Annotated in this window: 10 protein-coding genes; 8 read left to right on the top strand and 2 right to left on the bottom strand. The window is 40.9% G+C overall.

The genetic code is table 11. The features are described from left to right. The first annotated feature begins 397 nt into the window (after positions 1-397). From JRG66_RS00475 to JRG66_RS00440, 8 genes are all read left to right on the top strand, one after another. Positions 398-1,528 carry an SIS domain-containing protein gene (locus JRG66_RS00475; protein WP_265163774.1) on the top strand — a complete coding sequence of 377 codons (1,131 nt, stop codon included), beginning with the start codon at positions 398-400 and terminating at the stop codon, positions 1,526-1,528. Next, entirely contained in the window at positions 1,525-2,451 is a 927-nt protein-coding gene (locus JRG66_RS00470) for a 1-phosphofructokinase family hexose kinase (RefSeq protein ID WP_265163773.1), read from the top strand. The genes JRG66_RS00475 and JRG66_RS00470 overlap by 4 nt, the downstream gene beginning before the upstream one ends. Then, positions 2,441-3,385, top strand: a complete 945-nt coding sequence (locus tag JRG66_RS00465; RefSeq protein ID WP_265163772.1) for a carbohydrate kinase family protein — start codon at positions 2,441-2,443, stop codon at positions 3,383-3,385. Before JRG66_RS00470 ends, JRG66_RS00465 begins: the two co-directional genes overlap by 11 nt. Positions 3,386-3,387: 2 nt before the next feature. Next, the gene (locus tag JRG66_RS00460; protein ID WP_265163771.1) at positions 3,388-4,209 is read left to right on the top strand and encodes a class II fructose-bisphosphate aldolase; all 822 of its coding nucleotides are present in this window, start codon (positions 3,388-3,390) and stop codon (positions 4,207-4,209) included. Positions 4,210-4,313: 104 nt separating this feature from the next. Then, positions 4,314-5,306 carry an amidohydrolase family protein gene (locus tag JRG66_RS00455; RefSeq protein WP_265163770.1) on the top strand — a complete coding sequence of 331 codons (993 nt, stop codon included), beginning with the start codon at positions 4,314-4,316 and terminating at the stop codon, positions 5,304-5,306. 175 nt (positions 5,307-5,481) lie between these two features. Continuing rightward, positions 5,482-6,243 (top strand): transcriptional repressor AgaR, encoded by a 762-nt coding sequence (agaR, locus tag JRG66_RS00450; protein WP_265163769.1) that lies wholly within the window; start codon positions 5,482-5,484, stop codon positions 6,241-6,243. A gap of 50 nt (positions 6,244-6,293) precedes the next feature. Then, positions 6,294-6,851 carry a DUF4982 domain-containing protein gene (locus JRG66_RS00445; protein WP_265163768.1) on the top strand — a complete coding sequence of 186 codons (558 nt, stop codon included), beginning with the start codon at positions 6,294-6,296 and terminating at the stop codon, positions 6,849-6,851. Between the two features lie 6 nt (positions 6,852-6,857). Continuing rightward, positions 6,858-9,449 (top strand): glycoside hydrolase 5 family protein, encoded by a 2,592-nt coding sequence (locus JRG66_RS00440; RefSeq protein ID WP_265163767.1) that lies wholly within the window; start codon positions 6,858-6,860, stop codon positions 9,447-9,449. Positions 9,450-9,823: 374 nt separating this feature from the next. Here the strand turns inward: JRG66_RS00440 and JRG66_RS00435 are convergent, their stop codons facing one another. Both JRG66_RS00435 and JRG66_RS00430 read right to left on the bottom strand, forming a co-directional pair. After that, positions 9,824-11,257, bottom strand: a complete 1,434-nt coding sequence (locus JRG66_RS00435; protein ID WP_265163766.1) for an alpha-amylase — start codon at positions 11,255-11,257, stop codon at positions 9,824-9,826. 110 nt (positions 11,258-11,367) lie between these two features. Further along, complete coding sequence (locus tag JRG66_RS00430; protein ID WP_265163765.1) at positions 11,368-12,507, bottom strand: SusE domain-containing protein; 1,140 nt, start codon at positions 12,505-12,507, stop codon at positions 11,368-11,370. Positions 12,508-12,529: the final 22 nt, after the last annotated feature.

Raw genomic sequence — 12,529 nt, 5'->3', positions numbered from 1 at the left:
GTTAGTTTTAAGAAGTTAAAATGAATATTAGATAATAAATGAAAGATATATTTCTTTCGAAAACTTCTGCTAATTTATATTTTTGCATATTAAATCCAAAAAAAATATTAATTTTATTTTATGGAATAGAAAATTATTTTTTGGGTTAATATTTTTTTGCTATTAAGCCTTTTAAAATGAGGCTTTATTCACTCATGTGAAAAATCTTTTTGAAAATTTGAATGTTAATGCTGTTCAAAATTAAATTATATAAGAAGTGATTAAATCAGTAAATAATAGCTAAACGAATATTTTTAATTTACGAAATATTTCATTTATTTTGTGGAGGTAAGTTTTCAGCCTTTTTATAAGGTGATGAGAAGTTGTCTGAAGATTGATTTATTTTAAAACAAAATTTGTGAATATATATACCCAACAGGAAATTGAAGGCCAACCAGAATTGTGGCATTTGGTTCTAAATTTGATTCAGCAGAGATCGGAGGAAATAAATGAATATTTACAGCCTATTTTGGCAAAAAAAGAATTGCAGATCATTCTGGCCGGTGCAGGGTCTTCAGCTTTTATAGGGGAGGCTGCTCAGGGGGTAATTCAAAAGCAAACAGGCCGTGTAACAAAAGCTGTTGCTACAACTGATATTGTAACTCATCCTGAAAACTTCTTGTGTCCTAATCACGCAACTTTACTAGTTTCTTTCGCGCGTTCGGGTAACAGTCCTGAAAGTCTGGAAACTTTGAAATTAGTAAATCAGTTTTGTGCAGAGGCTTATCATCTGGTAATTACTTGTAATAAAGAAGGTGAGTTAGCCCAATTCGCAATGGCTAATCCTAAAACATCTTTTGCTTTTCTGCTTCCGGAAGGCGCTAATGATAAAAGTCTGGCTATGACGGGAAGTTTTTCGTCAATGTTGCTTAGTGTGCTATTGATCTTTAGTAAAAATGATGTTGAGGAAAAGAAAAAAGAAATAGCCTCTCTAGTGGGGAAGGCTCAAAATATACTTTCGAAAAAGAAAGCTTTTAAAGAAATAGCTACTGTGGAATATGAACGGGTAGTATTTTTGGGATCTGGGCCGTTATTAGGAATTGCACGTGAATGTGGGCTTAAACTTCAGGAGCTTTCTGATGGTGTCGTTATATGTAAGCACGATTCTTTTCTTGGGTTTAGGCATGGTCCCAGGGCGGTTGCCAACGAAAAGACTTTAATGGTTTATCTATTCTCATCAAACGACCATGCATATCAATATGAATTAGATCTTGCTAAATCTATAGCCTGCGATGAACGAAATATAGCTTGTGTTACTATAGGTAGGGAGCAGGAGATTGAATTAGATCCACTTCTGAATATTGATCTTGATTTTGAAAAAGGAAAAGATCTTTATATAGTCACAGTGGCCCTGGTTGGGCAGTTGTTAGGATTGTACAAATCCCTGGAGCTTGGCCTTGACCCCGATAATCCCTCAAAATCTGGTGCCATAAGCAGGGTTGTAGAGGGTGTGGTGATATATGACCATCCAAATAGTACAAAAGCATGATCTTAAGTGTTTGTCCCAATCCTTCTGTCGACACCTATGCATGGATCGACACCTTTAAAACAGGTGGGGTAAATCGCATAGAACGGGTAGAAGAGTTTCCCGGGGGCAAAGGAGTGCACGTTGCCCTGGCTCTTGCCGAGTTAGGTAATATCTCAAACCTGATGGGTGCATGGGCAGGAGGTGCAGGTAATTGGATTAAAGGCCAATGTGTACAGAAAAATGCAACTGTTTTAGGCATTGAGCTGGAAGGTAACAATAGAAAATGTTACACGTTTCGGTCGGGCAAAAGTGAGATGAATAATTCTGAACTGCTTGAACCTGGACCAGAATTTACCTCTCAAAAATGGCATATTTTTAAAGAGTTTTTCCAGGATGCAATTGGTAATACAAAGGTAATATGTATGGCGGGTTCCTGGCCCGTAAATGCCCCCGTAGATGCTTATGCACAGCTTATTGAAGCAGCAAAAAAGCAAAATGTTCCCGTGGTCCTTGATTGTACTGGTATTCAGCTGAAGGAGGCGCTTAAAAAAGGATTTTTTGGGCTTCATTTGAACCAGGAGGAAGCCAAAAATTTATGCGGGAGTGAGGATATCCAAGATGTAATGAAATTCCTGAGTGGTAAGGTAGAGATGGTGGCTTTAACCAGGGGAAAAGACGGGCTTGTGCTTGCATATCAGAACAGGGTTCTAACGGCCAATGTAAAAATAGACAGGGTGGTAAGCGCGGTAGGCAGTGGCGATTGTCTTACAGCCGGACTGGCACATGCCATTTCCAGAGATCTAAGCATCGAAGAAACAGCTGCATATGGAGTAGCATGTGGTGCTTCAAATTGCCTTTTTGAAGACCTGGGCCAGTTAAAAATAAAAGATGTAAAAAGTCTTTTGCAAAGAGTAGAAATAAAGGAAATAATACATGAGGTGTAAAAAATTATTGGTGGTAGGGGAGTTGAATGTTGATTTGATCTTAAACAACATCAATGGATTTCCCAAAATTGGCGATGAAATTGTTGCTGAAGAAATGGATTTTACACTTGGTAGTTCTTCAGCTATAATGGCTTCCAATGTGGCGACTATGGGCACCCTCACTTCTTTCTGCGGAAAAATTGGAGCAGACAGGTTTGGAGAATTCGTGCTTACAGAACTTCAGAAGAAGGATGTGGATACCAGCTTTATTAGAAAATCTAAGACTTATAAAACCGGCATTACCATTGTAATGAACTATGACCAGGATAGGGCCAATGTGACCTATTGTGGGGCGATGGAAGATTTTACGATAAATGACATCCCGTGGGGGGCATTAGATGAATTCGATCACTTTCACCTTTCCAATTTTTTCCTTCAGAAAGGTATTAAACCAGACATTTTAGAAATTTTCAAAAAAGCTAAAGCCGCAGGGCTTACTACATCTCTCGACTTGCAGGTAGACCCTGAGGGCAAATGGGATTTTGACTACAAAACAATCCTGCCCTATGTAGATATTTTTTTTCCCAACCTGTCGGAATTGCTAAATCTTACCAAAAAAGACGACCTGGAGGCGGCAATTTCAGCCTTAAAACCTGAAGTAAATACTGTTGCAATTAAAATGGGGACTGAAGGATCACTCTTAATCTCAGAAGACGAGCGAATAATTGAACCTCCCTTTATCAATCGGCATTTTAAAGACGCCATAGGTGCAGGTGATTCTTTCAACGCAGGGTTTATTCATGAATTTCTCAAAGGCTCTCCCTGGAAAGCCTGTTTAAAAAATGGGAATCTTATGGGGTCATTAAATACAACCTGTGCAGGAGGCACAACGGCATTTACCACAGCTTCAGAAATAGCATTAAAAAAACAACAAATCGAGAATAAAGAACTTTAAGTATGAACCTAAAGGAGAAATTACAGGAATTTACCACTCAAAAAAGAGGTTTACTGGCTACCAATTTTTACAATCTTGAAACGCTGCACGGAGTGCTGCAGGCCGCTGCAAATGTTGGGGAGCCAATAATACTTCAGCTTACACAAAGTTCTATAGATTATATGGGTTTAGATACTGCCGTTAAAATTGGTAGAACGGGATTAAAACAATTTGGCGTTGAGGGTTGGATTCACCTTGACCATGGTGGCTCTGTAGCCCTGGTGCAACGTTGCCTTGATGCAGGTTTTGATTCTGTGATGATAGACGGTAGCGAACTTCCATTTGAAGAAAATATAAAAATTACGCGTGAAGTTGTCGAAAAGGCGAAAAGTTACGGGGCACACGTAGAGGCAGAGCTCGGCTTTGTTGCCAAGCTTGGGCAGGAACACGGGCAACAAGGCTTTACCCAACCCGGGGAAGCAAAAGAATTTGTAGAAGCTACCGGTGTCGATGCCCTGGCAATTGCTATTGGGACTGCCCACGGATTTTATAAAGAAGAACCTAATTTAGATATTGAGTTACTCTCAAGAATATCAAAAAGTACCGCGGCTACATTAGTCTTGCATGGTAGTTCTGGTGTGCCACATCAACAGGTGCAGGAAGCTATTTCTAACGGAATTTGTAAGATCAACCTGGCCACCGAGATCAAGAATATATTTATGAATACTTTAAAGGAAAGATTGGCTACCAATGAGGAAATTGATCTTAGAAAAGTATTTCCTGTAGCAACCCAGGCTATAACTCAATTAGTTTCTGAAAAACTGAAAATGGTAAAGAACGTATAAACTCTTCTTCAGCAGAAGAGAAAAGAGGTGTCAAAATCAAAACCTGAATTAACTGGTGGCTTAACGTGAAGAGAGTCCTTAAGTGATCAGTAAAAAATATCATTATGTTAGACAATTTTATAGATGCACATGTTCATTTAAATACACGTTCTACTGCTAAGCTCGATACAGCAAAAAAATGGAATGCCAGGTTCTTATCTATTAATACAGATATTCCGTTTTTTGAAAGTATAGAGGAGCAAGAGGCAGTTATTCACGATCTTCAAAAAGAATATCCGCAGGGAATAAAATTCATCACAAGTTTTGATACAAAATTCTGGAATACTGAAAACTGGTTGCCTCATGCCATGCAGCAAATAAAGAATGGTTTGGCTAATAGGGCTGCCGGTGTGAAAATTTGGAAGAACATCGGGATGGATAAGTCGGTGAAAGATAAGGATGGGAAATTTGTTATGGTTGACGATGAAAGATTTGACCCCATTTATGAATATCTTGCTAAAAATGACATTTTGCTTATTGGGCATCAGGGGGAACCCCGTAATTGCTGGTTGCCACTGGAAGAAATGACGGTTAACAGTGACCGCGATTATTTTGCCGGTCATCCCGAATATCATATGTTTAAGAATCCAGACTATCCTTCTTACCAGGCACAAATGCAGGCAAGGGATAATGTGTTGATCAAGCACCCCGATTTAAAATATGTAGGGCTGCACCTTTTTAGCATGGAATATAGTCTTGACGAAGTTGCCAAAAGGCTTGAAAAATTCACCAATTCTAAGACCGATTTAGCCGAACGTATTTGTCATGTGCAGTTGCAGGCTATGGAAGATCATGAAAAAGTGAGGGAATTTTTCATCAAATATCAGGATCGGATAATATATGGCACAGATGTTATTGAAGATGGTTCTATGAGTGATGAAGAAGTTAAAAGTAAATTTGAAGGATTATGGCAGGCCCACTGGGACTTTTTTGCCACTTCAAAAGAGCTCACTGCGCCAGAATTTGACGGAAGTTTTAAAGGCCTTGCGTTACCAGCTGAAGTTCTGGAAAAGATTTTTCGTGATAATGCCATCAAAACTTACGATTTTCCTACATAAGAAAGAGAGGATTAATTTATCTTTTAAAGAAAATTCAGCAAAATTTAAATAAAGTTATTCGGAAGAAGAACTTTATTTACTAGATTGAGAGTAAATTACCGAAACTTAAAATTAGTGTAGGAATTTATTAATTTTGCAAAATCCTTTCGTTCTTAAAGAATTAATCGTAAAAGTTATGAATAAAACAGCCTATCGCAGATCTCTTATATTAGAAAAGCTCGATGATGCAGGTCAGGTGAATGTGACCGAATTAAGCCAGTTGCTCCAGGTTAGCGAAGTCACTATTCGCAATGATCTTGATAAGCTGGAAAAGAACAAGCTTCTTGTAAGGGCTCATGGCGGTGCTTTTAAAGCAAATAATATTGCTTTAAATGTTTCTGAAAAGAAGAAAATAAACCTCGATTACAAGCGCCTTATCGGTAAAAAAGCCATGAGCCTTATCAACGAAGATGAGAGTATTATCCTTGACTCAGGAACTACTACTTTTGAACTTTCAACCCACCTTAAAGATTTTAAAAATTTAACTGTAATAAGCAATGCACTAGATATTGTGAACAACCTGTCCCAATACAAAAACCTTGAGGTTTTTATGCCGGGGGGCTATTTAAAAGAATTCAGCATGTCTTTGGTGGGGCCTATGGCCGAGCGAAATTTCAGGCAGTTATATTGTAATAAACTCTTTCTTGGGGTAGATGGTATAAAGGAAAATTCAGGAATTTACACACATTACATGGAGGAAGCCTATCTTAACCAAATCATGATTGAAGTTGCCGAAGAAGTTATTGTAGTGGCCGATTCTTCCAAATTTAAAAAATCTGGACTTGCATTTATTTGCGGGTTCGACAAGATTCACAAAATTGTTACTGATGCAGGGATTGAACCCGAAATGGAGGAAGCCTTAAAAAAGAAGAATATTGAAGTAATTAAAGCGCAGTAAAGCTTTAGGCACTTTAATTTTCTTATTTTTACAGGAGCTAACAAATCGTAATGCGTTATTTGGCCAATTACTGGCAGCCCGGTTCCACTACAGATGTTACCGTGTACAGCAATACCGAAGAAGTGGAGCTTTACCTGAACGGCGAACTTATTGAAAAAAAGAAACCGGAACGCACTTCATTTTCGGATGAACTGTGGTATCCGCCTTTTACATTTTCAATTCCTGAATATGTTCCGGGGGAATTAAAAGCCGCCGGCTTCATTGATGGGAAAGAAGTGGCCAGCCATGTGGTGCGAACCCCGGGAGAGGTGTCAAAAATGGCACTTTCAGCAGATATCTCCGGCAAGGAGATTGCGCGGGAAACTTCAGATGTCATTTTTATCTATGCAAAACTTCTTGATGAAAACGGAACCCTGGTTCACAATGCCACTTTACCTGTTACCTTTAAAATCACTTCCGGAGAAAATGCCGAACTCATTGGCGAAAACCCCGTAAAAGCCGAAGCAGGCATTGCCACTATCCTTTTAAGAACAAAAGAATTAAAAGGCCCTGTAAGCATTGAAGCTGGTGCAGAGGGTGTGGAGGCTGTGACTATTACTTTGAAATAAACAATCATGAATAATCTTAGATTTATAATTTTCCTGGCCCTGAGTATCGCAGTGGCGAATCAGGTCGTGGCGCAGACTGTCAAAAATGGCAGAAAAGGAGATGTTTTTGTAGATGACAGCGGCGTGATGCGCTGGGGTCATAATAAAGAGGAGGTGAAAGGGTTTGGAGTGAATTATTCTGTGCCTTTTGCCCATGCTTTTCGGTCTGGTAAGAAAATGGGGGCGGACCTTAAAAAGGAGATGCAGAACGATGTTTACCATTTTTCCCGACTGGGTTTTGACCTGTACCGCATTCACATCTGGGACACCGAAATAAGTGATGCAGAGGGGAATCTTCTAAAAAATGAGCATCTTGACCATTTTGATTTCCTAATCAGTGAACTCAAGCAACGCGGAATCAATTTCGTGCTCACGCCCATTGCCTATTGGGGCGGTGGCTGGCCGGAACCCGATCTCGAAACACCCGGTTTTTCTCACAAATACGGAAAAGAGGGCAGCCTCACTCATCCCGATGCCATTAAAGCCCAGGAGAATTACCTGGCCCAGTTCCTGGAGCACGTGAATCCTTACACCGGTATTGCCTACAAAGACGAACCCAATGTAATAGCTTTTGAAATAAGCAATGAGCCGCACCACCGGGAGCGTCCTGAGAAGGTGCAGGAATTTATTGAGAGGATGATTGCCTCCATGAAATCTACCGGTACCAAAAAGCCCATTTTCTATAACGTGACCCATAGCATTCAGCTGGCTGAAACTTATGCAAAAGCCGGGATAGACGGCGGGACGTTCCAGTGGTATCCCACGGGACTGGGCTTTGGAAAAGAACTGGAGGGCAATCTCCTGCCCAACGTGAACAATTATGAGATTCCGTTTGAGGAGGTGTGGGAGGAAAACGGACTGGCAAAACTGGTTTACGAATTTGATGCGGCCGATGTCATGAAAAGCTACATATATCCGGCCATGGCGAGAAGCTTCAGGCAGGCCGGGATCCAGGTAGGCACCCATTTTGCCTACGACCCTACTTTTATGGCAGCTTATAACACCGAATACGACACGCATTACATGAACCTCGCCTACACGCCCTCAAAAGCCCTGGCGTTGATGATTAGCGGTGAAATTTTTCACCAGTTGCCAATGAATAAGGTTTTGGGCAAATATCCTGCTAATCTCAACTTCGGAAATTTCAGCATAAGCTATGAGAAAGATCTTGCTGAAATGAATTCCGAAGAAAAATTTATTTACACCAATACTACTGAAAGCCGTCCGAAAAACATCAAAAAACTGAAGCAGATAGCAGGCGTTGGAAATTCTTCGGTAGTGAACTATGAAGGAAAAGGAGCTTATTTTCTTGATAAGCTTGAAAAAGGTGTATGGCGGCTGGAAGTAATGCCCGATGCTGTTCTGGTTGAAAATCCCTTCGGAAATAACAGCTTGAAGAAAACGCTGGCGGTGATAAAGCATGCCGAATGGGCGATGAAAGTCATACTTCCCGATCTTGGGCCTGACTTTTCCATTAACGGCCTTAATTCCGGAAATGAAGTTTCAAAAAATGCTTCTGAAAGCGGATTCTCTATAAAACCGGGTACTTATATACTTGTCAAAAATGGCAAAAAAAGCAGGTCTTCCTACAAAGGCTGGAGCGAAAGAGATTTCACTGCTTTTGTAGCCCCTAAAACTACGGTAGAAAGGACTTACCTGGTCCATGAAGCTGTTCCTACGCTTACTGAGGGTGAAAAACATGAAATTTCAGCCGAAATTGTCTCAAATAAACCTGTAGAAAAGGTTGAAGCCTGGTTTAGGAACGGAAATACTTATGAAAGTGTGCAATTTCAGCAAAAAGAGGCATATAATTTTGCTGCCGCAGTTCCCGAAAAGTTGCTCAAAAAGGGCTTTTTAGAATACCGTATTATAGTAAGCACTTCCGAAGGAACCAATACTTTTCCGGGAGGACAAAAAGGGAATCCGGGCGAATGGGATTTTGATCCTGATGCGCCTTACAGGATACGTATAGTCGAGCCTGAGGCGCCGGTTTATCTTTTCAATGCTTCGGAAGACAGCGGGAATGTCGTGGCGAGCTGGCTGCCAACCCTCAATACAGTGCCTGCTGCGCATCCCGGAGAAGCTGAATTTAGAGTGAATGTGGAAAAGCTTTTTGAAGTAGATCCTGAAAATACCGAAGCTGAACCAGTTTATGACTATTCTTTCCGGTACAATTTTAACAGGAAAGTTGCGGGTAGGGAAGAGGCTTTGGAGGATAAGACACGCTTGATCTTTAAAGAAAAAGCCCTCAATGATAAACCGGTGAAACTGCAGGTAGCCCTGGTTATGGATAGCGGCAGGTCTTTTGGAAAAGTTATAGAACTTCAGCCTGAAATTCAGGAATATGAAATCGCCCTTTCTGAACTTCAGCCCGTAAAAACAGTTACCCTGCCCAGGCCTTATCCTTCTTTTTTACCACTTTACATGGAACACAATATCCAGGAAGAATTTGACCTCAAAGATGCTGAAAGTCTGCAGTTCTCCATAGGCCCCGAGCTTTCTGAAACCGAACAACAGGAGCAGCATGGGGTGGGGATTGTGTCGGTGAGGCTGGAGTAGATTAAATCAGTGGTCAGTGTGAAATAAGCAGCAAAATACAAGCACCAAATTCCAATTTTTAACCCCCTCCTTCGAAGGGGTGGCCGCAGGTCGGGGTGGTTATTGTGTGCTACGAATTCATAAATGTTCTTTTTTCTTCCTTGAGAATTTTGAGTTGCGATAGTTGGCGTTGAACAGGTTGAAGTTCACATTGGTTTTAAGAACTTTTTATATTTAAAATAAACATTCTCATTACCATCCCCTCCACCGGAGGGGTGACCGCAGGTCGGGGTGGGGGTAAGAACATGTCGTTCTTCCGGAACCAGACATCAGATTCCATAAAAAAAGGCCAGGTCAAAATTTGACCCGCCTTTCTGATTTTCTTTCCGAAGAAATTATTTCATTATCGAGTAAATGGCGTAACCGTTGGCGGGGGCACGTAGGCTCACATTTCCATTTTCATCGGTAGTTGGGGTATAGTCAATATTACCGCTGTAATCCATTAAAGGTGCCATGTTCCAGTCTGTATCAACCTCTTTGAACTTAATGTTTCCGTTAAGGTTGAGGTAAAGTATCAATCCCGGATTACTCGCAGTACGGGCTCTTTTCATGATGTATTCATCATTATCGGCGAACAGCACTTCTACTTCTCCGTTTGCAATAGAATTATTGATGAGCATTAACTGCTTTAACTGGCTTTGAAAAGCTGGATTCTCATAATCTGAATAAAAGATTGTTGGATATCCCGGATGTGTAAGGATATAAGCGTAGGCCATCAATTTATTCTCTTTTGATATGAAGTTATCTTCATTTGAATCCTTTTCGGTATCATGGTTGGCAGTGAAGGTCACTGCTTTTTCAGGATGGGTTTTCCACAACATATCCTGGGTTAAATAGGTAAGATCATTGTACCTGTCTAAAGCTTCATCCAGTTTGTAAAAGGTGGAAAAGTCGAATACTGAAATTCCAGTTTTTTCAATGTAGTTTTCCAGAACGTTAGGATTTCCATCCCATAGCTCTGCAACCCCAAATCCGCCTACAGATTCCATCCAGTCTTTTACCACCCATGGGGCGAAACCTTTGACAAAATCAAAGCGCCAGCCGTCAAAACCTACGTTGTTCTTGTAATATTTAGCAACGGAATTCTCATTAAGCCATAGCCAGTCTTGCACATGTTGTACATCGTGGTCAAGATCCTGTCCAAGAAAATATCCGCTGTCGTACTCACTGGTACTGTTGGGATGAAAATCTTCCCAGGTACGGTTAAACATTCCTGAAGCATTGCCGTGAGCTTCGTCGAAAAGCGTGTAGGTAGAATCCTGTACGTAAGGGTTCCATTCTTTACCTCCACCCGAATTATGGTTAAGAACGATATCGGCAATCACTTCAATTTCGTTGCTGTGAGCAGCGGCAATTAGGTTGTCGAGTTCTTCTCTGGAACCAAAACGGGTTTCGGTGGTTTCATGCTGAAGATATTCTCCCAGGTCATAATAATCTGAAGGGTCATAACCCATAGAATAGCCACCAGATTGCCCTTTTGAAGCAGGCGGAAGCCAGATGCGATTCACACCTGCATTAGCCCATCCCTCAATTTTTTCGGAAATTACATTCCACCATTCATGTCTTGGTTCTACATCCCAGTAAAAGGCCTGCATCATAACCCCGGTACCATTGTCATAATCTGCCAGGTTTATTGGCTGCGCTTCGACAGGAGGCGGGTTTACCGGTTCTTTTCCTTGATCTGGCTCCCCCGAATCATCATCTGAGGAACATGCTCCCAGGGCGAACAGGGAAAAGAGGAAAGGATATAAAAATTTAGATTTTTTCATTGTTGTGTTTTTGATCAGGATATAAAAAAGGCTGTCTAAAAAGCCCTTTTTGACGCCAATTTACTCATATTGACGTTTTTAGGATTTTCTAAGACAGCCTTTGTTTAAACCTAGTTTTTATTCAGGCTGTACGTGTAATTTCTTGGATTGCTTAAATCCATAGTGATAGTGAAGTTGCCGCTCTCTGGCACTCCAATATTTGCTCCTTTTAGATCTAACGTTCCATCAGCATCGTTGTCACCGAATTCGATGTCCCAGGCATCATTTGCTCTAAATTTTAATCCGTTGTCTGGAGCTTCCTGCTGGGTAAGATCCATGGTTACAGTCCAAAGTTTGGTTTCAGGATTGTATTGCATATCGGTGTCTGAATCCCAAGCTGTAGGAGTTGCGTTGCCTATAACACCAAAGTCAACTTTAGTAAGAGAGTAGGTGAGAGCATCTGTATTAACTTTTACAAGGTAATACCCACCGGTACCGTCTGGTGTACCAGCATTTACTTCCCCTTCCTGAACAAGAGACCCTGTAAAGCCTCCTGCTTCTGTACCTGCATCTCCATAATCTCCATCCCATACTGTGTTAGTTGGAAGAAATTTAAATTCTGGAGATTCAGCATTGATGTATACAAAACCTTCAAAATCAGTTTTACCTTCACCAGATGCAGCTAAAGGCACTCCATCCTGAGGAGTCCAGTCTTTACCGTAACCACCGGCAGCCTGGAAGTTACCTACCATATAAATTTTAGGCAGCTCTACTTCTTCGTCACCTGTATCTTCAGGAATAACTATATTTATGGAATGCACTTCTGAAGCGTGTATCATTTCACCTGCTGTACCGGCAGTAGCTACAACCTGCACATACATAGTGCCCGAGTTTGGAGCCTCGGTGGTTGGATCTTTATCCAGACCCAGCTCATTAGTAGCAAAAGTCATAAATTGTTTCACTTTTACTGCGAGGTTTGTTCCTGCTGTACTTCCCAACAGTGCCGGATCTGACATTTCTTCAGAAGCAGACGCCAAGACATCATAATTAATGTTTGTAGGCACATCAAGGTTTATTTCATTCCACACAAATCGTTCTACAGTGTTTTCAGCTGTAGAACTGGTCAATACGTATTCTGGTGAGAATGTATTGACAAAGGAGATTCCTTCTGGGTCTGGTTGTGCGATGAATACCACATCATCATCACTCGAACAGGCGTTAAAACCTACAAGAGCGACAAAAGCTAATAGTACTATTGATAATTTTTTCATTGTTCTCATTTTATAAATAATG

The organism is Salinimicrobium tongyeongense, assembly GCF_026109735.1.
Taxonomy (GTDB): domain Bacteria; phylum Bacteroidota; class Bacteroidia; order Flavobacteriales; family Flavobacteriaceae; genus Salinimicrobium; species Salinimicrobium tongyeongense.
Note: the sequence above shows the minus strand (reverse complement) of the source record. Positions and strands in the feature narration are given on the sequence as shown.

Coding starts and splice junctions, on each gene's coding strand:
- JRG66_RS00445 (WP_265163768.1), top strand. CDS start 6,294: ATGCGTTATTTGGCCAATTACTGGCAGCCCGGTTCCACTACAGATGTT.
- JRG66_RS00440 (WP_265163767.1), top strand. CDS start 6,858: ATGAATAATCTTAGATTTATAATTTTCCTGGCCCTGAGTATCGCAGTG.
- JRG66_RS00430 (WP_265163765.1), bottom strand. CDS start 12,507: ATGAAAAAATTATCAATAGTACTATTAGCTTTTGTCGCTCTTGTAGGT.
- JRG66_RS00470 (WP_265163773.1), top strand. CDS start 1,525: ATGATCTTAAGTGTTTGTCCCAATCCTTCTGTCGACACCTATGCATGG.
- JRG66_RS00465 (WP_265163772.1), top strand. CDS start 2,441: ATGAGGTGTAAAAAATTATTGGTGGTAGGGGAGTTGAATGTTGATTTG.
- agaR (WP_265163769.1), top strand. CDS start 5,482: ATGAATAAAACAGCCTATCGCAGATCTCTTATATTAGAAAAGCTCGAT.
- JRG66_RS00435 (WP_265163766.1), bottom strand. CDS start 11,257: ATGAAAAAATCTAAATTTTTATATCCTTTCCTCTTTTCCCTGTTCGCC.
- JRG66_RS00455 (WP_265163770.1), top strand. CDS start 4,314: ATGTTAGACAATTTTATAGATGCACATGTTCATTTAAATACACGTTCT.
- JRG66_RS00460 (WP_265163771.1), top strand. CDS start 3,388: ATGAACCTAAAGGAGAAATTACAGGAATTTACCACTCAAAAAAGAGGT.